This is a genomic window from Massilia psychrophila (genome assembly GCF_002760665.1).
GTDB lineage: Bacteria > Pseudomonadota > Gammaproteobacteria > Burkholderiales > Burkholderiaceae_D > JAFCUW01.
The window spans coordinates 85,833-108,427 of sequence record NZ_PDOB01000010.1; the positions used below are offsets into that span (position 1 = coordinate 85,833).

Here is a 22,595-nt window from a genome sequence, read left to right on the forward strand (position 1 = left end):
CTTAAGACGGTTGGTGTACCGGAAGGCGGCTCCAAATCTCCTTCAGCTTCAACGGCGATTTCTGGCCAAGCAATTTCCCCTTGTTCCAGGCGACTTGAAGAGCCGGCGTTTGTGTATTCGGTTTCATGAGGTCCTCCTTTAGGATCGAACCTCATTCTGGCGTGCTCATGCTTCCGAACTTCACGATTTTTTGGAGTGACGGACGGCAGCACCCGACCCACACCGGACATTCGCTGTCAACACGTCTAACTTTGACGGCGAAATGCCATCGTCCAGTTGGTTTCCCATGATTCTCCTGCATCGACAGAAAAAGCTTGGTCCCAATGTAGCAGGTCCTCACCAATTTGGCGCCAAACGAATCTGACGGTAATCGGGATTTCTTGGAACCTATCGTTGGCGAAGAAGGTACCAACGCCATCAACGAAACTACCTATTACTGGAACGTCGATCTGACCCGGAAAACGTCCGTCAAGCCACCAAATCGACCATTTCCTCGTGTTTTGATCGTAGGAGCGTAACGCTATGGCGCGGACGTCCTCGCCAGGTAGTTGCAAGAGGTTGTCTTCGATGTTGCCAAACCCGCCTAGGATTTTTTTGGTGGACATCTTTCCATCAAACTCAACCCATTCATTGCAACTTGCTAGGCGTTCCTTAAGCCGCCGATGTGTGACAAACCAGTCCCCAATAACAAAGTCGAAGTCTGTTGGTGCAGAAATCATCAGTTCCAGTGCCATGCTATTCCTTGAATACGTAAGTGGAATCTCGCCATGCTATTCGTTCGCTTCGGGCCGAAAGCAGTCCTCCGTCAATGCCCAGTGTACGGCGAATATTGCCATAATAGCAAGCCAAGATTTCGTTAGCCGTTCTTCGCCGTACCGTAGACCAGTTCATTGAGCACAGCGCGCACCGCCTGCGGCAATTCGCTGGCGCACAAGCCGATCGGGCCGATGCCTTGTGATACCAGTCGGTCGGCGGCAGTGCCGTGAATCCACACCGCGCCCAGCGCCGCCTCGCGCGCCGGCCATCCCTGCGCCAGCAGGCTGCCGCAGATGCCGGCCAGGACGTCGCCGGTCCCGGCGCTGGCCAAGCCCGGGTTGCCGCTGGTATTGATGACCGCCGCGCCGCCGGGAGCGGCAATCACGCTGCCCGAACCCTTGAGCACGACGATGGCGTTGAAACGATTGGCAATCGCGCGCGCGGCGGCCAGCCGGTCACGCTGCACCTCCAGGCTGCTGATGCCCAGCAGGCGCGCCGCTTCCAGCGGATGCGGCGTCAATATTGTCGGCGCCGTGCGCGCGCCAAGCCGTTTCTGCAAATCAACGCTGGCGCCGATCAGGTTCAGCGCGTCGGCGTCGAGCACCAGCGCCGCGGCGCCAGGCAGCGCGCGCGCCAACATGTCCATCGCCAGTGCGGAGCCTCCCATCCCGGGCCCCATCACCAGCGTGCCGACGCCCAGCGGATAGGTGGCGCCGTCGCGGAACATGATTTCAGGCTGCACGCTGTCGAACGCGGGGCCAGGGTCGAGCGCGGCGACCAGCACCCGGCCGGCGCCGCTGTAGAGGGCCGCGCGCGCCGTCAGCATCGCCGCGCCCGCCATGCCGCGGGCGCCGCCGACAATGGCGACATCGCCGAAGCTGCCTTTATGGGAATTGTTGGCGCGCGGTTTCAATTGGTTCGCAAACAGCGCCGCCTGGTTCAATTCGGCGCTTGCGGGCGGAAAATAGTGCGCATCGATGGCAAGCGACGCGACCTCCACCTCGCCTGCCACGTCGCGCCCTTCGAAGGTATGCAGGCCGATCTTGTTGCCGATAAAGGCGAGCGTGCGGCCGGCGCGCAGCGCGACGCCGTCCGGGCCGACGATGGCGCCGGTGTCGGCGTCCAGCCCGCTCGGCACGTCCAGCGCCAGCACCGGCCAGCCCAGCGCGTTGAGCGCTTCCACCATCACGCGCGCGGCGCCGTCCAGCGCCCGCGCCAGGCCAATGCCGAACAGGCCGTCGACCACCAGTGCCGGCGCGCTGTCGGGCAGGGCGTCGAGAAAGCGCACCTGGGCGTCGTGGGCACGGCCCAAGGCCTGCGCGGTCTCGGCCGACGCCAGGGCGCTGCCCGCCAGGTAAATCACCGCGACGTCGATGCCGGCGCCGGCGCCGGCCAGGTTGGCCGCCGCTTCGAGGGCGTCGCCGCCATTGTTGCCGGGACCAGCCAGCAGCAGCACGCTGCGGTTGGCCTGGCCGGCCAGCAGCGCCAGAACGCCGTTGGCCGCGGCCTGGCCGGCGCGCTGCATCAGTGCGCCCGGTTCAAGTGTGGCGGCTACCAATTGTTCAACCGCCCGGATTTGTGCAACGCTATACAGAGGTTTCATGGTGTCCTGGGGAAGTGAGGGTGGGCGTTTGCGTGAGATTACGCATTTTCGCTAAAATTTTGTCTTATGACGAATAGAATAGCCAAAACAGAAAAACCTGGACGGGAGACGGCATGGATTGGCAGTTCTGGATTGACCGCGGCGGCACATTCACCGACATTGTCGCGCGCCGGCCCGACGGCACGCTAGCGACTTGCAAGTTGCTGTCCGAAAACCCCGGGCGCTATCGCGACGCTGCGGTGGCCGGCATCCGCCACCTGCTGGGGCTAAGCAGCGACGAAGCGATCGCCGTCGCGCGCATCGAGGCGGTAAAAATGGGCACCACCGTTGCAACCAACGCGCTGCTCGAGCGCCGCGGCGAACCGACCGCGCTCGCCATCACGCGCGGCTTCGGTGACGCCTTGAGAATCGCCTACCAGAACCGCCCGCGCCTGTTCGACCGCCACATCGTGCTGCCCGAACTGCTGTATGCGGCCGTCATCGAAATCGACGAGCGGGTCGGCGCCGACGGCGAAGTCCTGCGCGCGCTCGACCAGGCGGCTGTCCGTTCAGCACTGCAAACGCAGTACGACAGCGGCCTGCGCTCGCTGGCGATCGTCTTCATGCACGGTTACCGGTATACCGAACACGAGGCGGCCTGCGCGCGCATCGCCCGCGCCATCGGCTTTACCCAGGTGTCAAGCTCGCACCAGGTCAGTGCCTTGACGAAACTGGTCGCGCGCGGCGACACCACGGTCGTCGACGCCTACCTGTCGCCGATCCTGCGCCGCTACGTCGACCAGGTCGCGGCCGATCTGCCTGGCGTGCAGCTGCAGTTCATGCAATCGAACGGCGGCTTGACCGACGCCCGCAGTTTCCAGGGCAAGGACAGCATCCTGTCGGGCCCGGCCGGCGGCATCGTCGGTATGGTGAAAGCGAGCCGGCTGGCCGGGTTCGAGCGGGTAATCGGTTTCGACATGGGCGGCACCTCGACTGACGTGTCGCATTTTTCGGGCGAGTTCGAGCGCGTGTTCGACACCCAGGTGGCGGGCGTGCGGGTGCGCGCGCCGATGATGAGCATTCACACGGTGGCCGCCGGCGGCGGCTCGATCCTGCATTTCGACGGCAGCCGTTACCGGGTAGGGCCCGACAGCGCCGGCGCCAACCCGGGCCCGGCCAGTTACCGGCGCGGCGGCCCGCTCACCGTCACCGACTGCAACGTCATGCTCGGTAAAATCCAGCCAGCGTATTTCCCGCGCCTGTTCGGCGTTGACGGCCGCCAGGCGCTCGACCGGGCGACGGTGCTTGCCCAGTTTTCAAGCATGGCGCGCGCGATCGGCTCCGCCACCGGCAATACGCCCACCGCCGAGCAGGTCGCCGACGGCTTCATCCGCATCGCGGTCGGCAACATGGCCAATGCGATCAAGCAGATTTCGGTGCAGCGCGGCCACGACGTCACCCAATACGCGCTCACCAGTTTCGGCGGCGCCGGCGGCCAGCATGCCTGCCTGGTGGCCGACGCGCTCGGCATGACGACCGTGTTCGTCCACACGCTCTGCGGCGTGATGTCAGCCTACGGCATGGGCCTGGCCGACCAGGTGGCGATGCGCGAGGCGGCGGTTGAACTGCGGCTGGACGACATCGCCGAGATGGCGCTGGCGCAGCGGCTGGACGCGCTTGGCGACGCGGCGCGCCAGGCACTGCTGGCACAAGGCGTCGGCGCCGAGCGCATCACGCTGGTGCGCCGCGTCCACCTGCGCTACGAAGGCACCGACTCGGCCATCATCGTGCTGTTCGACGCGCCGGCGGGCATGAAGCGGCAGTTCGATTGCGCCTACAAAAAGCGCTTCTCGTTCCTGATGGCGGCAAGAAAGCTGGTGGTCGAAGCGGTGTCGGTCGAGGCCATCGGCGCGTCGAACGCGCCGCCCGAATCAGCCGCGCAGGAGGCTGCGGGCGATAGTTCTCCGATACCCTGTGCATCGGTGCGCATGTTCGGCGGCGAGACATGGATTGACACAGCCCTGTACCAGCGCGCCGACCTGCGCGTCGGCGATTGCATCCCGGGCCCGGCCATCATCGCCGAAGACAACGCCACCACCGTCATCGAGCCGGGCTGGCAGGCGAGCGTCACGCCGTATCGGCACATCGTCATTCAGCGCGTCGAGGCACTGCCGGCGCGGCGCGCGATCGGCACCAATGCCGACCCGGTAATGCTCGAAATCTTCAACAACCTGTTCATGTCGATCGCCGAGCAGATGGGGCTGCGGCTGCAGAACACCGCCCATTCGGTCAACATCAAGGAGCGGCTCGACTTCAGCTGCGCCCTGTTCGACGCCGACGGCAACCTGATCGCCAACGCGCCGCACATGCCGGTCCACTTAGGCTCGATGGGCGAGAGCATCAAGACAGTCATGCAGCGCAATGCCGGGATCATGCGCCCGGGCGACGTCTACATGCTCAACGACCCGTATCACGGCGGCACCCACCTGCCCGACGTGACGGTGATCTCGCCGGTGTTCGACGATTTGGGCGCCACCATCCTGTTCTACGTCGGCTCGCGCGGCCACCATGCCGACATCGGCGGCACCACGCCCGGCTCGATGCCGCCGGACTCGAGCTCGATCGAAGAGGAGGGGGTCTTGATCGACAACTTCAAGCTCGTCGATGGCGCCACCGGCCTGCTGCGCGACGTCGAAGCGCGCGCCTTGCTGACGGGCGCCCGCTACCCGGCGCGCAATCCCGACCAGAACATGGCCGATTTGCGCGCCCAGGTGGCGGCCAACCAGAAGGGCGTCGACGAACTGCGCAAGATGGTCGCGCACTTCGGCCTGGACGTCGTGCGCGCCTACATGGGCCACGTGCAGGACAACGCCGAAGAAGCGGTGCGGCGCGTCATTACGGCATTAAATGACGGCCAGTTCTGCCTGGAACTCGACAACGGCGCGCGCATCGTGGTGGCGATCCGGGTCGACCAGGCCACGCGCAGCGCGGAAATTGACTTTACCGGCACGTCAACGCAGCAGGCCAACAATTTCAACGCGCCGTCGGCGGTGTGCATGGCCGCCGTGCTGTACGTGTTCCGCACGCTGGTGAAGGATGACATCCCGCTCAACGCCGGCTGTCTGAAACCTTTGCGGGTGATCATCCCCGAGGGCTCGATGCTCAGGCCGCGCTATCCGGCGTCGGTCGTGTCGGGCAATGTCGAGACCTCGACCTGCATCACCAATGCCTTGTATGGCGCGCTGGGGGTGATGGCGGCGGCCCAGGGAACCATGAACAATTTTACGTTCGGTAACGCGCGCTACCAGTATTACGAGACGATATCGGGCGGGTCGGGCGCGGGGGAAGGGTTTATTGGTACCGACGTGGTGCAGACCAACATGACCAATTCACGGCTGACCGATCCGGAGATCCTCGAGTTGCGTTTTCCGGTGCGCCTGGAATCGTACGCGATCCGGCATGGGTCGGGCGGGGCGGGGCGCTGGCACGGCGGCAATGGCGCCGTTCGCAAGGTGCGCTTTCTCGAACCGATGACGGCGGCGATCCTGTCGAACAACCGGATTTATCCGCCGTTCGGCATGGCCGGCGGCAGCGCCGGCGCGCTCGGGCGCAATTGGGTCGAGCGCGCCGACGGCAGCGTGGAGCCGCTGGCGCATATCGGCAAGGTCGAAATGGCAGTAGGCGACGTGTTCGTCATCGAAACCCCGGGCGGCGGTGGCTACGGATAGCCGCTAAGCCGACATGCCGTACTTGCGCTTCGCCGCCGTGTAAGCGTTGTTCAGCCGCGCCAGTTCCGGGTGCGCCGAATCGAGTTTGCGGATGGTGTCGAGCATGCCGGCGCAGTGTTCGGCGAGCTTGGGAGCCCAGCCCATCGCGTCGATCTGGCGCAAGATGGCGCCGGCGGCGGCGATCATCACCGGCAGGTTGCCAGGGGACAAGTGGCGCGCTTCGAGCAGGGTTTGTACCGCGCCCTTGAAGTCGCCGGCGCCGGTTTTTTCGAGCGCCACTTCGAGCCGCTGCTGGGCCTGCGCCTTGAGCTGCAGCTTGACCGAATCGGCCAGGTCGGGCCGGCCGGCCTTGACGAAGACGCTGGTTGCCTGCTGCACCGTGACGCCGCTGCCGGCGTCGTTGATTACCGACAGCACCACTTCCGACGCTCGCGTGTCGAGTTGACTGGCCAGGCAGCTGCGCGCCAGCGCGAGCTTGAGCTTGCCCGACAAGCCGGCGCCGGCGCGCACCGCCGCATGCAATTCTTCGTGCACGGCGTCGGCGTTGCCGGTCGCCTCAGCCAGCATTGCCTTTGAAAAGGCCTTGCATGCTTCGGTATTCGGATTGCCGCGCAAGGATTTTTCCAGGTCGCGAATGATTGCGCCGGCCTGCGCCGCGTCGCCTTTACGGATCAGGGCCTTGATCAGGTTGACGTGGTCTTCCGGATCGCGGAACTCGGAATACCTGGCCTTGGCGACGACCTGCCTGAACGATTTCTCGGCCACTGCCAGGTCGCCGGCTTCAAGCGCGACCTCGCCCAGTTTGCGCAGCCGGCGCACCATGTGCGGCGAGATCGCCACCGCGTCCTCCAGCGCGCTCTGGGCCAGCTTCGGAGCGCCGGTCATTTCCAGGCAGCGCGAGCGCAGGTCGTAGGCAGCCATCAGTTTCGGATGGTCGGCCACCAGGGCGGCCAGCAGCGCTTCGGCTTCGTCGAATCGCTGCTGCGCGGCCAGGGTGCGCGCCAGGCCAAGCCTGGCCCAGCCCGCCGGCTTTGCGGCGAGCACGGCGCCATACAGCACTTCGGCTTCGGCCTGCTCGTTCAGGCTGGCGTGCAGTTCGGCGCGCAGGCGCACGAATTCGGGCGCGTAGCGCGGATGCGATGCTTCGCCTCGCACGCAAGAGGCGATCGCTTCGCGGGCGTTGTCCTGGCCGATCAGCTGGAACGCCGGGAGGAAGACGCTGCGCCGTTCGAGCGCGCGGGCAATCCGCCCGGCCAGGGCATCGACCGTGAACGGCTTGAGGATGTAATCGGTGGGCGTCAGTTCGGCGGCGCTGACGACCTTGCTGTAGACGCCTTCGGAAGTGATCATGATGAAGATGGTCAACAGGCCGATCAGCTTGTGGTGGCGCAGGTCTTCCAGCAGTTGCTGGCCGTCCTGGCCGTCGTCAAGACCGCTGCCAAGGTCGTATTCGCACAGGATGATGTCGTAAGATCGCTTGGCCAGCTGCTTGATGGCGGTACCGGAACTGACGGCGAAGTCGATCTTGCTGATGCTTGCGAGCGTCAGCATGTTGTGCAGGCTGGCGCGCATGACCGGATTCGGGTCGATCACCAGCACTGTCAGGTTGGCATTTTCTTGCATCGGTTTCTGTTCTCGGGTCGGGTTTGCCGCGGTGCCACGCCAGCGGTTTGTTTCCATATCGGCCGGCGCGGGCAAGTCTTGAAGCTGGACGATACGCTATTACCAATATGTTACGCAATAGCCCCGGCCGCTGGCAGCGCGCCAACGACAGGGCCGGGCCGCCGATGGTGCGACGCGGTATAATGTCGGTCCGAGCGACATTGCTTCACCGATCACCAGCACCACCTCGATTCGCACCCTCTATTTAACCCGCAGCCACGCTGCATCAACCACCCTCACAACCATGTTGATTCTGCCGGGTTCCAATGCCCTGTCCGCATTTCGTAGCCAACGCCTCCTGGACCAACTTCAAGCGGCCGTTCCCAACGTCGCCGCGGTGCAGGCGCGTTTTGTCCATTTCATCGACGCCAGCGCGCCATTGACACCTGACGACAGCGCCCGTCTCGAGGCAATGCTGACCTACGGCGAACCGGCCCACGGCCAGGCGAGCAGCGGCGCGACCGAGCAATTTTTCGTCATTCCGCGTTTCGGCACGATCTCGCCGTGGGCCTCAAAGGCCACCGACATCGCCCGCAACTGCGGCATGGCGCACATCCACCGGATCGAGCGCGGCATCGCTTTTACGTTGACGCTCAAGACCGGATTGCTGGGGACCAGCATCGGCGCGGCGAAGAAACTGCCTGAGCTCGAGGTGGACGCCGTGGCGGCCCTGCTGCACGACCGCATGACCGAGTCGGTGCTGCGCAGCGCCGACCAGGCCGCGCTGCTGTTTCGCGAACTCGACGCCAAAGCGCTCGAATCGATCGACCTGCTCGGCTCGGGCAGGGCGGCGCTGGCCTCTGCCAACATCGACCTTGGCCTGGCCTTGTCGAGCGACGAGATCGACTACCTGGTCGAGGCGTTCACGCGCGCGCAGCGCAATCCGACCGACGTCGAACTGATGATGTTCGCGCAGGCGAACAGCGAGCACTGCCGCCACAAGATCTTCAACGCCGACTGGGTGATCGACGGCGAAGCCCAGGCCATGTCGCTGTTCGCCATGATCAAGAACACCCACCAGCTGCAGCCCAAGGGCACCATCGTTGCCTACAGCGACAACTCGTCGATCATGCAAGGCGCCGTCGTCTCGCGTTTCTATCCGCGCGGCCCAAGCCACGAATATGGCGGCTCGTCCGAACTGACGCACACCCTGATGAAGGTCGAAACCCACAACCACCCGACCGCGATCTCGCCGTACCAGGGCGCCTCGACCGGCGCCGGCGGCGAAATCCGCGACGAAGGCGCGACCGGCCGCGGCGCCAAGCCAAAGGCCGGCCTGACCGGTTTTACCGTGTCGAACCTGTCGATCCCCGGCTTCGTGCACGACTGGGAAAACGCCGCCAGCGTGACGGCGCCGCTCACCGGGCGCGCCGCTGTCGCGGCCACCGCCTACGGCAAGCCGGCGCGCATTGCCTCGCCACTGCAAATCATGATCGACGGCCCGCTTGGCGGCGCCGCGTTCTCGAATGAATTCGGCCGCCCCGTGCTGGGCGGTTTTTTTCGCACCTATGAACAAAACGTCGGCGCCCTCGCGGCCGGCGGTTCGGACACCCTTGAAACGGTGTTCGGCTACCACAAGCCGATCATGATCGCCGGCGGCATTGGCAGCATCTCTGATAGCCACACCCACAAGAACGACATCCCGGTGGGCAGCCTGCTGGTCCAGCTGGGCGGTCCCGGCATGCGCATCGGCATGGGCGGCAGCGCCGCCTCGTCGATGGCGACCGGCGCCAATACGGCCGACCTCGACTTCGACTCGGTCCAGCGCGGCAATCCCGAGATGGAACGGCGCGCCCAGGAAGTGATCAACGCCTGCTGGCAGATGGGGCTTGACAACCCGGTCATCTCGATCCACGACGTCGGCGCCGGCGGCCTGTCGAACGCTTTCCCGGAAATTACCAACGACGCCAAGCGCGGCGCGATCTTCGATTTACGCCGCGTGCCGCTGGAAGAAACCGGCATGGCGCCGAAAGAAATCTGGAGCAACGAGTCGCAGGAACGCTACGTGCTGGCGATCGCCCCCGGCGACCTGCCGCTGTTTGCCGCCCTGTGCGAGCGTGAGCGCTGCCCGTTCGCCGCGGTCGGCGTCGCCACGGAGGAGCGTCAGCTCAAGCTGGTCGATCCCCTGAACGGCAACGACCCGGTCGACATGCCGATGGACGTTTTGCTCGGCAAGCCGCCCAAGATGCTGCGCGACGTCCAGCACGTCGAAAACAGCTTTCCCGCGGTCGAGCTGACCGGCTTCGAGCTGGCCGGCGTCGCGCACAAGGTGCTGCAGTTGCCGGCGGTGGCCGACAAGTCGTTCCTGATCACGATTGGCGACCGCAGCGTCGGCGGCATGACCATGCGCGACCAGATGGTCGGCCCGTGGCAGGTGCCGGTGGCCGACTGCGCGGTGACCGCAATGAGCTTCGAGGGCTTCCTCGGCGAAGCGATGGCGATGGGCGAGCGCACCCCGCTGGCGGTGATCAACGCTAAAGCCTCGGGCCGCATGGCGGTGGGCGAGGCGATCACCAACATCGCGGCGGCGCCGATTGCCGATATTTCCGACATCAAGCTGTCGGCCAACTGGATGGCCGCCTGCGGCCAGCCGGGCCAGGACGCGGCGCTGTTCGACACCGTCAAGGCGGTCGGCATGGAGCTGTGCCCGGCACTCGGCATCAGCATCCCGGTCGGCAAGGACTCGCTGTCGATGCGCACTACCTGGAACGACGGCGACGCTGCAAAGGCTGTGATGTCGCCGGTGTCGCTGATCGTCTCGGCGTTTGCGCCAGTCGTCGACGTGCGCCGCACGCTTACGCCGCAGTTGCGGACCGACGCGGGCGACACCGTGCTGATTTTGGTCGACCTCGGACGCGGCAAGAACCGCCTCGGCGCCTCGGCACTGGCGCAGGTGACCCAGCAGCTGGGCAACGACACGCCGGACGTCGACAGCGCCGACGACCTGAAGGCGTTTTTCGCGGCGATCCAGCAATTAAACAAACAAGCGATGGTGCTGGCTTACCATGACCGCTCCGACGGCGGGCTGTATGCGACGCTGTGCGAAATGGCGTTTGCCGGCCGCTGCGGCCTGTCGGTCAATCTCGACATCCTGGCGATGGAGAGCGAACACGCCGCCGACTGGGGTGACGCCAAGAACTGGGCCGGCCAGGTGGCGGAGCGGCGCAACGAGCTGACCTTGCGCGCGCTGTTCGCCGAGGAACTGGGCGCGGTGATCCAGGTGCGGGCGGCAGACAAGACGGCGGCGATGAACGTGCTGCGCCACTACCAGTTGGGCGCGTGCAGCCACATCATCGGCAAACCGAACGAGCGCGGCGTGATCGAGTTCACCCGCGACGCCAAGATCATCTACAGCGAGAAGCGCGCCAGCCTGCACCGGCTGTGGAGCGAAACGAGCTGGCGCATCGCGCGCCTGCGCGACAATCCGGCCTGCGCCGACGCCGAATACGACCGCCTGCTCGACGAACTCGATCCGGGCATGTCGCCGGTACTGACGTTCGACCCGAACGACAACGTGGCGGCGCCCTATATCGCCGGCGGTGCGCGTCCGCGCGTGGCGATCCTGCGCGAGCAGGGCGTCAACTCGCACGTCGAGACGGCATACGTGATGCACCAGGCCGGGTTTGCCGCGGTCGACGTCCACATGAGCGACCTGATTGCCGGCCGCGCCAGGCTGGACGACTTCCAGGGCGTGATCGCGGTGGGCGGCTTTTCGTACGGCGACGTGCTGGGCGCCGGCGAAGGCTGGGCCAAGACGATCTTGTTCAACAACCTGCTGGCCGACCAGTTCGCGCGCTTTTTCTCGCGCGCCGACACCTTCGGCCTGGGCGTGTGCAACGGCTGCCAGATGATGAGCAATCTCAAATCCATCATTCCCGGCGCCCATGCATGGCCGAAATTCACGCGCAACAAGTCGGAGCAGTTCGAAGCGCGCTTCGGCATGGTCGAGGTGCTCGATTCGCCGTCGATTTTCTTTGGTGGCATGGCCGGCACCATCACGCCGATTGCGATCGCCCACGGCGAAGGCTATGCCGACTTCTCGCAGACCGGCAACATCGACGAGGTGATCCGCGCGATGCGTTTCGTCGACAACCGCGGTGTGCCGACCGAAGCGTATCCGTTCAATCCGAACGGCTCGCCGCAAGGCCTGACGGCGGTGACGACGGCGGACGGCCGCTTCAGTGTCTTGATGCCGCACGCCGAGCGCGTGTTCCGCACGGTGCAGCAGTCGTGGTATCCGCCATCGTGGGGCGATGATTCGCCGTGGATGCGGATGTTCCGCAACGCCCGCACCTTCGTCGGGTAAGGGCGGCAGCATATAAAATAGAGGTCCGAAAATAGAGGTCCGAAAAAAAGCGCTTCAATTGAAGCGCTTTTTTTTAGTTGCCGGCGTCGTTTAAGGTTCGGCGCCTCTTACGCGAGATCGAAACGGTCGAGATTCATCACCTTGGTCCATGCGGCCGCGAAATCGTCGATGAACTTTTTCTCGGCATCGCGCGCGGCATACACTTCGGCGATAGCACGCAACTGCGCATTCGACCCAAAAATCAAGTCAATCCGCGTGCCAGTCCAGCGCGCTTCCCCGGTCGTGCGGTCGCGCCCTTCGAACTGGTCCGGCGTCGCCGGGACCGGGTGCCATTGCGTGTTCATGTCGAGCAGGTTGACGAAGAAGTCGTTGCTCAATGTACCCGGCTTGCTGGTGAAGACGCCTTCCCGTGTCTGGCCAACATTCGCACCGAGCACCCGAAGGCCACCGACGAGCACGGTCATTTCCGGCGCCGTCAACGTCAGCAATTGCGCGCGGTCGATCAGCAAGGCCTCTGCCGGAACGCTGTAACGGGTCTTCTGATAATTCCGGAAGCCGTCGGCGATCGGCTCGATCGGCGTGAACGATTGCACGTCAGTCTGCTCTTGCGACGCATCCATGCGCCCTGGAACGAAGGCAACATCGATCTCGTGACCGCCATGCTTGGCTGCCTGCTCCACGCCTGCACCACCGGCGAGTACGATCAAGTCGGCCAGGGACAGTTTTCTTGCACCTGACTGCGACTTCGACTGTGCAGCATTGAAGTCCTTTTGGATTCCCTCCAGCACCTGGAGCACCCTGGAAAGCTGCTCCGGCTGATTGACGGCCCAGTCCTTCTGCGGCGACAAGCGAACCCGCGCACCGTTGGCGCCGCCCCGTTTGTCGGAGCCGCGGAAGGTGGACGCGGACGCCCAGGCCGTCGCAACCAGCTCGGCAACGGACAACCCCGACGCCAGCACTTTCTGCTTGAGGGAAGCGACATCGTGCAGGTCGACCAGCGCGTGATCGAGCGCGGGGATCGGGTCCTGCCAGATCAGCTCTTCGGTCGGCACATCGGGTCCGAGATAGCGGCTGCGCGGTCCCATGTCGCGGTGGGTCAGCTTGAACCAGGCCCGCGCGAACACATCGGCGAACTGGTCGGGATGGGCGAGAAAGCGGCGCGAGATTTTTTCGTAGGCAGGGTCCACCCGCATCGACAGATCGGTCGTCAGCATGGTCGGCGCGAGGCGCTTGTCGCTGTCGTGCGCGTGCGGGATGGTGTCGGCGCCGGCGCCGTCGCTGGCGACCCACTGGTACGCCCCGGCAGGGCTCTTCGTCAGCTCCCACTCAAAACCGAACAGATTTTCGAAGTAGTTGTTGCTCCACTGTGTCGGCGTGGTGGTCCAGGTGACCTCTAGTCCGCTGGTGATCGTGTCGCCACCCCTGCCGCTGCCGAAGCTGTTCTTCCAGCCGAAGCCTTGGGCTTCGATGCCGGCCGATTCGGGCTCATCCGCGACGTGCTCCGTCGGCGCTGCGCCATGGCACTTGCCAAAGCTGTGACCGCCGGCGATGAGCGCGACCGTCTCTTCGTCGTCCATCGCCATGCGGGCGAAGGTGGTGCGGATGTCGGTTGCCGCGGCGAGCGGATCGGGTTTGCCGTCCGGGCCTTCAGGATTTACGTAGATCAAGCCCATCTGCACGGCGGCAAGCGGGTTCTCGAGGTCGCGCGTGTGCACCACTTCACTATCGTCATCTTTTACGAGCACGCCATGGCCGTCGACACCGGGCGAGCCCTGCGAGTAGCGGATGTCGCCGCCGAGCCATTTCGTTTCGCGGCCCCAGTACACGTCATGATCCGGTTCCCACACGTCCTGGCGGCCACCGGCAAAGCCAAAGGTTTTAAAGCCCATGCTTTCCAGGGCCACGTTGCCGGTGAGGACGATCAGGTCGGCCCATGAAATCTTTGCACCGTATTTCTGCTTGATCGGCCACAACAGGCGGCGCGCCTTGTCCAGGCTGACGTTGTCCGGCCAGCTGTTCAAGGGAGCAAAGCGCTGCTGGCCGCGGCCAGGACCGCCGCGCCCGTCTCCAATGCGGTAAGTGCCGGCGCTATGCCATGCCATGCGGACGAACAACGGGCCGTAGTGGCCGAAGTCCGCCGGCCACCAATCCTGGGAGTCCGTCATCAAATCGGTAAGGTCTTTTTTCACCGCAGGCAGGTCGAGGCTTTCAAACGCCTGGGCGTAGTCGAACTCCTGGCCCATAGGGTCGGACTTGGATGAATGCTGGTGCAGCAAATCCAGGCGCAATTGTTGCGGCCACCAGTCACGCGTGGATGTTCCTTGCCCCGCGGCTGCATTAAACGGGCACTTCGCTTCAGTTTTTTCGATACTCACGTGAAACCCCTGTTTTAATAAAAATGGTAAAAGAAAAAGTTGTCAAATCATCCGGACGGCAGCGTATGCTTCTCCCGCCATACACAGCGCCCGTCCTCTAGACAACGTTGCCGCCGTCTGCGCGGATAACTCAGTATAGACATTCCTGGTTGTTTGTAAGATTGATTGTCTAAATGAATTCGATCAACAACTTCTATCTGCGGGGGCAAGAGGCAACGCCTGCGCCTTTTATCCTGCTGCTGCCTGTTTTGTCTTCGCGGCGGTGCAGTAACAAACCAGGCAACGATACAGGTAAGCCGGACATCGTGTTCAGCCGCTCTCGTGCCGTGAAAAAGCGCGCAAAAAAAAGGCGCTCCGAACGAAGCGCCTTTTGTATAACGTTTTTTAGTAACCCCTGCCTGTCGCCAGGACCGAGCTTACTGGACTTTGGCTTTTAACAGCAGCTGCTCGCGGAACGCTTGCAGCTTTTTTTGCTGCAGCGACTCGGCCACTTGGGCCTTGACTTCGTCGAACGCCGGAATTTTTGCCGCGCGGGTGTCTTCCAGCTTGATCACGTGGAAGCCGAACTGGGTCTTGACCGGGGTATCGGTGACCTGGCCCTTGTTCAGCTTGACCATCGCTTGCGAGAACTCGGGGACGTAGGACGCCGCGCTAGCCCAATCAAGGTCGCCGCCGTTGGCTGCCGAACCGTCTTTCGAGCCCTTTGCCAGTTCTTCGAACTTGCCGCCCGCCTTCAACTTGACGATGATGGCCTTCGCTTCGTCTTCCGTGGCGACCAGGATGTGGCGCGCATGGTATTCCTTGTCGCCGACCTGGGATTTGTACCTGTCGTACTCGGCCTTGATCTCGGCATCCTTGACCGGATTCTTCTTGACGTAATCGGCCAGCATCGCGTTGACGATGATGGCCTGGCGCGCGTTGTCGATCGCCGTCTTGACTTCAGGACGGGTGCCGAAGCCTTGCTTGTCGGCTTCCTGGATCAGCACTTCACGGCCGATCAAGTCCTTCTTGATTGCTTCGCGCAATTGCGGGGAATCGGTTTGTTTGCCTTGTGCAACCACTTGCTTGACGATCTGGTCGACTTTTGTCGACGGGATTGGCTTGCCGTTGACGGTCGCGACGTTTTGCGCGAATACCGGGGCGGCGACCAGGGCGGTCAGGGCTAACAACAGGCTGGCTGGCTTTAAAGTCATTGTTCGATTCCTATAAAAACTCAAAATGAGGTCACGTCTCGCGACGGGGCGCGCCAGCGCCAAGCTGGCGCCGGCCGGTCCTGCCTACTTCCTTGCTTCCTTAAATGCTTACTGCACCTTGGCTTTGGTGACCATGGCATCTTGGTACGCTTGCAGCTTCTTCTGCTGCAGCGCTTCTTCGATCTGGCCCTTGACTTCTTCGAGCGCCGGCATCTTGGTCGGGCGGGTGTCGTCGAGCTTGACGACGTGGAAGCCGTTCGGGGTCTGCACCGGGTTCTCGGTCACAGCGCCTTTTTGCAGGCCGACAAAGGCGTCGCTGAATACTTTCGGGAACGACGACGGCGCTGCCCAGTCGAGGTCGCCTCCGGTGTTCGCGGTGCCGGTGTCTTTCGACGTCTTGGCCAGTTCTTCGAACTTGGCGCCGCCCTTCAGCTTGGCGATGATGGCCTTCGCTTCGGCTTCGGTGCCGGCCAGGATGTGGCGGACATGGTATTCCTTGTCGCCGGCCTGGGCCTTGTAAATGTCGTACTCGGCTTTGATGTCGGCTTCCTTGACCGGGTTCTTGGCCATGTAGTCACGTACCAGCGCGTTGATGATGATGGTCTGGCGGGCAGTGTCCATCTGCGACTTGACGGTGGCGTCTTTCTCGTACCCTTGCTTGACCGCTTCCTGCATCATCACTTCGCGGGCGATCAGGTCTTTTTTGATGGCTTCGCGCAACTGCGGCGAATCCGGCTGCTGGCCCTGGGCGACGACTTGCTTGACGACTGCATCGGCACGCGACGACGGGATGGCTTTGCCATTGACTACGGCGAGGTTTTGCGCGAATGCCGGCATGGCGGTGATGGCAAGGAGTGCTAACAGCAAGCGGGCTGGCTTTAAGGTCATTATTAAACTTCCTGGAAAAGTTGCTTGGACAAGATAAGGTTCGTTTTTTTACTTTTACTGTGCAGTACGATTGTCAAGCAGATTTCTTAAGAATCCCTGAAAGATGCGCCTGAAGTCACAGCCGACTTTACAGTTCCGACGGCGCCAAAGCGGTGATGGCAAGGGCATGAATTTCAGTGTGCATCATATCGTGCACGGAATCATACACGAGTCGATGGCGCATGACGAGCCTGAGGCCTTCGAAGCGGGACGAGACAATTTTCACGCGGAAATGACTACCGCCGGAAGCGGCGCCGGCATGGCCGGCATGCAACGCCGACTCGTCCGTCAGCTCGAGCACGCCGGGCGCCAGCGCTGCGTTCAACAGGTCGCGGATGCGGGCAGCGCGTGAGGATGCGGCGGGCGCGCTCATGCCTCCTCCTCGATGATGTGCTTCGACAGCATCACGGTCTGGCCGACGATAAAGGCGAAAAAGATGCCGGTGAAGCCAAACAGCTTGAAGCTGACCCAGGCGCTGGTGTTGCCCTTGAAGATGACGAAGGCGACGAACAGGTTCAGCAGGCCCATCAAGAAGAAGAAGCACATCCATGCGTAGTTCAGGCGCGGCCAGACCGGGTCGGGCAGCTTCATGGTTTTTTCCATTGCAGAGCGCATCAGGTTCTTCTTCATGAACACCTGGCCGCCCAGCAGCACGAGGGCGAACACCCAGTACAAGATGGTCGGCTTCCACTTGATGAAATTGTCGTCGTGGAAGTAAACGGTGGCGCCGCCCATGATGCCGATGACGCCGAGCGACATCCACAGCAAGCCGTCGACCTTGCGGCCGCGCACCAGCAGGTAGCCGATCTGCAGCACCGTGGCAACGATGCCGACCACGGTTGCCAGGATGATCGGGGCCTGCGCCGCCGTCACCGCGCCGCCCGAAATAAGGCCGCTGAAATACTGCGACACCACCCCGTGGGCGGCGTCCTGGTGGCCTTCGCCCCATTTGAAGACGGCAAAAAACAGGATAACGGGAAACAAGTCGAACAAGAATTTCATGGTCTGTCGTAGGTTAAGGCTATTGTGGATCGAAGCGCAACGACGCCGAATTGATGCAATAACGCAGGCCGGTCGGCGGCGGGCCATCCGGGAACACGTGTCCGAGGTGGGCGTCGCACACTGCGCAAATGATCTCGGTGCGCAGCATACCATGGGTGCGGTCGGCCTTTTCGATCACATTGGCCGGGTCGAGCGCCGTAAAATAGCTCGGCCAGCCGCAGCCGGAATCGAACTTGGCGTCGGAGGCGAACAACGGCGTGTTGCAGCACACGCAGGTGTAGATGCCATGCTCGTGGTGGTCCCAGAATTTGCCGGTAAAGGCGCGCTCGGTGGCAGCCTGACGCGCTACCTGAAACTCCATTGGATCGAGCATGGCGCGCCATTGCTCGTCGGTCTTGCTTACTTTGTCGGTCATGGTATGAGGCTTTCAGGAAGAACAGCTGACTTCAAGTTCGCTGGCCCAATCGGGCGGCAGCGCGGCGTAGGCTTCGTGCTCGGTCTGTTCGTCGAACGGATGCTCGAGGATGGCGAGCAGCTTGGCGATTTCGGAAAAATCCTTCTTGTCGGCCTTGTCGATCGCGACCTGGGCCAGGTAATTGCGCAGGATGTATTTGGGGTTGGCGCGGTCCATCTCTGCCTTGCGGGTGGCGTCAACGCTGTTTTCACGCCGCAGCCGCTGGCGGTATTGCAGCGCCCAGGCGTCGAAGGCTTCGCGCTCGATGAACATGTCGCGCAGCGCGCGGTCCGGATGGGGCGTGCGCGCGGTGTCGGCCTCGATCGTAAAATTGCCCAGCGCCCGGAAGAAATTGGTGAAGTCGACGTGGCCGGCCTGCATCAGCTTGAACATGGCGTCGAACAGCAGGCGGTCGTCGTCCTGCGCAGTGGACAGGCCAAGCTTGGCATGCAGCAGGCCGTCCTGGGTCCGCTCGAACTCCGGCTGGTAGACGCCGAGCGCTTCCTGCGCGGCGTCGACGTCGCCGATCAGCGGCAGCAAGGCCTGGCCCAGCGCGTAGCAGTTCCAGTGACCGACCTGCGGCTGGTTGGCGTACGAATAGCGGCCGGCCTGGTCGGTGTGGTTGCAGATATGGCCGGCGTCGAACGCTTCCATGAAACCGAACGGGCCGTAATCGATGGTCAGGCCGAGAATCGACATATTGTCGGTGTTCATCACGCCATGCATGAAGCCGACCGCCTGCCAGTGCGCGACCATGCGGGCGGTGCGCCGCGTCACCTCGGCCAGCAGCGCCTTGTACGGGTTCGCTTCGGCCGTCAGTTCGGGGTAGAAGGTGGAGATGACGTAGTCGGCCAGCGTGCGCAATTGTTCCGGTTTATCGCGGTAAAACCAGTGTTCGAATGAGCCGAAGCGTACGAAACTGGGCGCCATGCGGGCCACCACGGCGGCGGACTCGGGCGTTTCGCGCATGATGCGCTGGTCGGAGCCGGTCACGCTCAACGCGCGGGTGGTCGGGATGCGCAGCGCGTGCATCGCTTCGGAGCACAAAAATTCGCGAATCGACGAGCGCAGCACCGCGCGGCCGTCGCCCATGCGCGAGTAGGGCGTCAGGCCGGCGCCCTTGAGCTGAAGCTCCATCGGGCCAGCCGGGCCGTTCAGTTCGCCCATCAGGATGGCGCGGCCGTCGCCAAGCTGGCCGGCCCAGGCGCCGAACTGGTGGCCGGAATACACCGCCGACAGCGGCTGGGAAAGCGCCGGCACGCGATTGCCGCTCAAGAATTCGACGAAGTCAGCGCTGGCCAGCTGCGCGGCGTCGAGCCCGACCAGGGCCGCGGCCTTGGCGCTGGCGGCAACGAAATACGGCGCCGGCAGGGGCGTCGGCATCAGCCTGGTATAGAAGACGGGCGGCAGCGCGGCGAAGGAGTTGCCCAACCGCAGGTCGTCGATATTGATGATGGTTCCAGTCAAAGTGTGTTGTAGTAAATTTCAGTATTTTACCGTGACCGGCGATGTTGGGGGCGCGCGCCTGTCGCCGGTTGGTGCGCCGCAGCATCGAAATGCATTGACGGAAATAGAACGGTCGTACGAAACTCAGGTTTAAGTTGCCTTGAAATACTGACGAAACAAACTTGAAACAAAACAGGAGAGCCGATGACGTCTTACCCAATGAGTCCAGTAAGAGGGCAAATGATGGACCAGCCCCTGCTCATTTCCAGCATCATTCAATTCGCCGCCCGCCATTACGGCCAAGTCGAGATCGTCTCGCGCCGCGTCGAGGGCGACACGCACCGCTACACCTATGCCGATTGCCACGCGCGCGCGCGCCGCGCCGCCAATGCCTTGGCAGGCCTGGGCGTGCAGATGGGCGATCGCGTCGCCACCCTGGCGTGGAACGGCTACCGCCACTTGGAACTGTATTACGCCGTGTCCGGCTCGGGCGCGGTGCTGCACACGATCAATCCGCGCCTGCATCCGGAACAGATCGCCTACATCGTCAACCACGCCGAAGACCAGGTGCTGTTTTTCGATTTGACCTTCCTGCCCCTGATCGAGGCGGTCGCCGCGCATTGCAAGACGGTCAAGGCGTTCGTGCTGCTGGCCGAGCGCGAGCGCATGCCGCAAGAGAGCGTAATCCCCAACCTGTTGTGCTACGAAGAGCTGCTCGCCGGCAGCTCGGACGATTACGAATGGCCGCTGTTCGACGAGAACTCAGCCGCCTCGCTGTGCTATACCTCCGGCACTACCGGCAATCCGAAAGGCGCGCTGTACTCGCACCGGTCCACCGTGCTGCACTCGTATGGTTCGGCGATGCCCAATGCGCTCAACGTGGCCTCGATCGACACCGTGCTGCCGGTGGTGCCGATGTTCCACGTCAACGCGTGGGGCTTGCCATATTCGGTCCTGCTGTCGGGCGCCAAGATGGTGTTTCCCGGCGCAGCGCTCGACGGCAAGTCGCTCTACGAGTTGTTCGAAACCGAAAAAGTCACCTTCTCGGCCGGCGTGCCGACGGTCTGGCTCGGCCTGATCAACTACGTGCTGCAGAACGGCCTGACATTTTCCACCTTTCGCCGCACCGTCATCGGCGGCTCGGCCTGCCCGCCGGCGATGATGGATACGCTGATCGACAAGCTCGATGTGCAGGTCATCCATGGCTGGGGCATGACTGAAATGTCGCCGCTCGGCACCACCGGCGGCTTGCAGGCGAAGCATCTTGCGCTGCCGAAGGACGAACAGCGCAAGATCCTGCAAAAGCAGGGCCACGCCATTTACGGTGTCGACATGAAGATCGTCGACGACGCCGGCGTCGAACTGCCGTGGGACGGAGCAACTTACGGTCACTTGCTGGTCAAGGGCCCGTGGATCATCGCGCGCTACTTCAAGAACGAGGGCGGCGACGTGCTGCAGGACGGCTGGTTCCCGACCGGCGACGTCGCCACCATCGATTCGGACGGCACCATGCAGATCACCGACCGCAGCAAGGATGTGATCAAGTCGGGCGGCGAATGGATCGGCACCATCGACCTGGAAAACATCGCGATGTCGCACCCGGCGGTGCTGCAGGCGGCCTGCATCGGCATCGCTCATCCAAGGTGGGATGAGCGGCCGTTGCTGCTGGTGGTCAGGCGTCCGGGCCAGGAAGTGAACCGCGAAGACTTGCTAAAGTTTTTTGAAGGCAAAATCGCCAAATTCTGGATGCCGGACGACGTCGCCTTCATCGAGGCCTTGCCGACCGGCGCCACCGGCAAGATCCAGAAGAACAAGCTGCGCGAGCAGTTCAAGGAGTACAAGCTGCCGACCGCATAAGCTTTTCAGCCGTACCCGCCGTACCCACCAAAACTACAACGAAGGATGGAGACACATGAAGATGCACATTCGCCCACTGGCCGCTGCAGTATCGCTTGCTTTGTTCGCCGCGCCATTTGCGGCCCGGGCCGAGACGGTAAAGATCGCTTTCATCGACCCGCTGTCGGGTCCGTTTGCACCGGTGGGGCAAAACCAGTTGCGCAGTTTCCAGACCATTGCCGACCTGGCGACGCAGCAGAAGTGGGCGGGCGAGCACAAGATCGAGGTGGTCGGTTTCGATAACAAGGCTAGTCCTCAGGAGTCGCTGACCCAGTTAAAGGCCGTCATCGACCAAGGTTACCGCTACATTACGCAGGGCAACGGCTCGGGCGTCGGCCTAGCCCTGCTCGACGCGGTCAACAAGCACAACGAGCGCAATCCGGGCAAGGAGGTAGTGTTTCTGAACTACGCCGCCATCGATCCGGACATGACGAACAGCAAGTGCAGCTTCTGGCATTTCCGCTTCGACGCCAATTCCGACATGAAAATGGAAGCGCTGACGAGCTACATGGCGCCCAACCAGGACATCAAGAGCGTCTACATCATCGGCCAGAATTATGCCTTCGGCCAGGCGGTGAGCCGGGCCGCGAAGGAGTACCTGAAACGCAAGCGGCCCGATATCAAGATCGCCGGCGACGACCTGCACCCGATCGCGCAAGTGAAGGATTTCTCGCCCTACATCGCCAAGATCAAGGCGTCGGGGGCCGACACTGTCATCACCGGCAACTGGGGCGCCGACCTGGCGCTGTTGATCCGCGCCGCCAAGGACGCCGACCTGAAGGCCAATTTCTACACGTACTATGCGGTGACGACCGGGGTGCCGACGGCGATGGGCGCGTCCGGTGTCGATCGCGTCAAGGTAGTCGGCAACTGGCTGATCAATACCGACGCCTTCAAGGGCAAGGAAATCGTCGAAGGCTACAAGAAGAAATACAACGACGACTACTACACCGCCCAGACCCACAGCAGCATCGGCATGCTGGCGCAGGCGATCAAGGCGAGCAAGTCGACCGATCCGGTCAAGGTCGCGTTCGCGATGGAAGGCGCCAAGTTCACCAGCCTGAACGGCGAAGTGACGATGCAGAAGGTCGACCACCAGTTGCAGCAGGCGCTGTACATCGGCACCTGGAGCAAGGTCAATGGCAAGGACGTCAAATACGACCAGGAAAACACCGGCTACGGCTGGAAGATGGAGAAAAAGATCGACGCGTATATGGCCGGGCAGCCGACGTCGTGCCAGATGAAACGGCCGGGGGTCTAGGCCGGCC

The 22,595-nt window shown here is 63.1% G+C and carries 16 protein-coding genes; 5 read left to right on the top strand and 11 right to left on the bottom strand.

Annotation, left to right across the window (positions count from 1 at the left end; all coding sequences use genetic code 11):
• Position 1: 1 nt before the first annotated feature.
• The 3 genes from CR103_RS23835 to CR103_RS08665 all read right to left on the bottom strand — a co-directional run bounded on the left by CR103_RS23835 (position 2) and on the right by CR103_RS08665 (position 2,359).
• The gene (locus tag CR103_RS23835) at positions 2-127 is read right to left on the bottom strand and encodes a hypothetical protein (protein ID WP_267873984.1); all 126 of its coding nucleotides are present in this window, start codon (positions 125-127) and stop codon (positions 2-4) included.
• 118 nt (positions 128-245) lie between these two features.
• The gene (locus CR103_RS08660; protein ID WP_099915582.1) at positions 246-734 is read right to left on the bottom strand and encodes a DUF1579 domain-containing protein; all 489 of its coding nucleotides are present in this window, start codon (positions 732-734) and stop codon (positions 246-248) included.
• A gap of 122 nt (positions 735-856) precedes the next feature.
• On the bottom strand, positions 857-2,359 hold the full coding sequence (locus CR103_RS08665; protein ID WP_099915583.1) for an NAD(P)H-hydrate dehydratase: 1,503 nt from the start codon (positions 2,357-2,359) through the stop codon (positions 857-859).
• A gap of 113 nt (positions 2,360-2,472) precedes the next feature.
• On the opposite strand from CR103_RS08665, the gene CR103_RS08670 reads away from it, so the two are divergent.
• Positions 2,473-6,066: a hydantoinase B/oxoprolinase family protein gene (locus CR103_RS08670; protein WP_099915584.1), complete on the top strand. Its 3,594-nt coding sequence runs from the start codon at positions 2,473-2,475 to the stop codon at positions 6,064-6,066.
• Positions 6,067-6,069: 3 nt separating this feature from the next.
• On the opposite strand, the gene CR103_RS08675 is transcribed toward CR103_RS08670, so the two are convergent.
• Positions 6,070-7,689, bottom strand: coding sequence for a response regulator (locus CR103_RS08675; RefSeq protein ID WP_099915632.1), 1,620 nt, complete (start codon positions 7,687-7,689; stop codon positions 6,070-6,072).
• A gap of 283 nt (positions 7,690-7,972) precedes the next feature.
• Here CR103_RS08675 and purL point away from each other — a divergent pair, with 283 nt between their 5' ends.
• Positions 7,973-12,034, top strand: a complete 4,062-nt coding sequence (gene purL, locus CR103_RS08680; RefSeq protein ID WP_099915585.1) for a phosphoribosylformylglycinamidine synthase — start codon at positions 7,973-7,975, stop codon at positions 12,032-12,034.
• Between the two features lie 107 nt (positions 12,035-12,141).
• Here the strand turns inward: purL and katG are convergent, their stop codons facing one another.
• Entirely contained in the window at positions 12,142-14,409 is a 2,268-nt protein-coding gene (gene katG, locus CR103_RS08685; RefSeq protein WP_099915586.1) for a catalase/peroxidase HPI, read from the bottom strand.
• 173 nt (positions 14,410-14,582) lie between these two features.
• Here katG and CR103_RS22015 point away from each other — a divergent pair, with 173 nt between their 5' ends.
• On the top strand, positions 14,583-14,846 hold the full coding sequence (locus CR103_RS22015) for a hypothetical protein (protein ID WP_143752556.1): 264 nt from the start codon (positions 14,583-14,585) through the stop codon (positions 14,844-14,846).
• On the opposite strand, the gene CR103_RS08690 is transcribed toward CR103_RS22015, so the two are convergent.
• The 6 genes from CR103_RS08690 to CR103_RS08715 form a co-directional block, all read right to left on the bottom strand.
• The gene (locus tag CR103_RS08690; RefSeq protein ID WP_099915587.1) at positions 14,826-15,602 is read right to left on the bottom strand and encodes a peptidylprolyl isomerase; all 777 of its coding nucleotides are present in this window, start codon (positions 15,600-15,602) and stop codon (positions 14,826-14,828) included. The genes CR103_RS22015 and CR103_RS08690 overlap by 21 nt on opposite strands.
• A gap of 108 nt (positions 15,603-15,710) precedes the next feature.
• Positions 15,711-16,490: a peptidylprolyl isomerase gene (locus CR103_RS08695; protein WP_099915588.1), complete on the bottom strand. Its 780-nt coding sequence runs from the start codon at positions 16,488-16,490 to the stop codon at positions 15,711-15,713.
• Between the two features lie 127 nt (positions 16,491-16,617).
• A complete protein-coding gene (locus tag CR103_RS08700) occupies positions 16,618-16,902 on the bottom strand; it encodes a BolA family protein (RefSeq protein ID WP_099915589.1) in 285 nt (94 codons plus the stop codon).
• Positions 16,899-17,531, bottom strand: coding sequence for a septation protein A (locus tag CR103_RS08705; protein ID WP_099915590.1), 633 nt, complete (start codon positions 17,529-17,531; stop codon positions 16,899-16,901). The genes CR103_RS08700 and CR103_RS08705 overlap by 4 nt, the downstream gene beginning before the upstream one ends.
• A gap of 19 nt (positions 17,532-17,550) precedes the next feature.
• The gene (gene msrB, locus CR103_RS08710; protein ID WP_099915591.1) at positions 17,551-17,946 is read right to left on the bottom strand and encodes a peptide-methionine (R)-S-oxide reductase MsrB; all 396 of its coding nucleotides are present in this window, start codon (positions 17,944-17,946) and stop codon (positions 17,551-17,553) included.
• Positions 17,947-17,958: 12 nt separating this feature from the next.
• Positions 17,959-19,452, bottom strand: a complete 1,494-nt coding sequence (locus CR103_RS08715; RefSeq protein WP_099915592.1) for a protein adenylyltransferase SelO — start codon at positions 19,450-19,452, stop codon at positions 17,959-17,961.
• 183 nt (positions 19,453-19,635) lie between these two features.
• Here CR103_RS08715 and CR103_RS08720 point away from each other — a divergent pair, with 183 nt between their 5' ends.
• A complete protein-coding gene (locus CR103_RS08720; RefSeq protein ID WP_099915593.1) occupies positions 19,636-21,288 on the top strand; it encodes a 3-(methylthio)propionyl-CoA ligase in 1,653 nt (550 codons plus the stop codon).
• A gap of 55 nt (positions 21,289-21,343) precedes the next feature.
• Positions 21,344-22,588 (top strand): branched-chain amino acid ABC transporter substrate-binding protein, encoded by a 1,245-nt coding sequence (locus CR103_RS08725; protein ID WP_180279333.1) that lies wholly within the window; start codon positions 21,344-21,346, stop codon positions 22,586-22,588.
• Positions 22,589-22,595 lie beyond the last annotated feature (7 nt).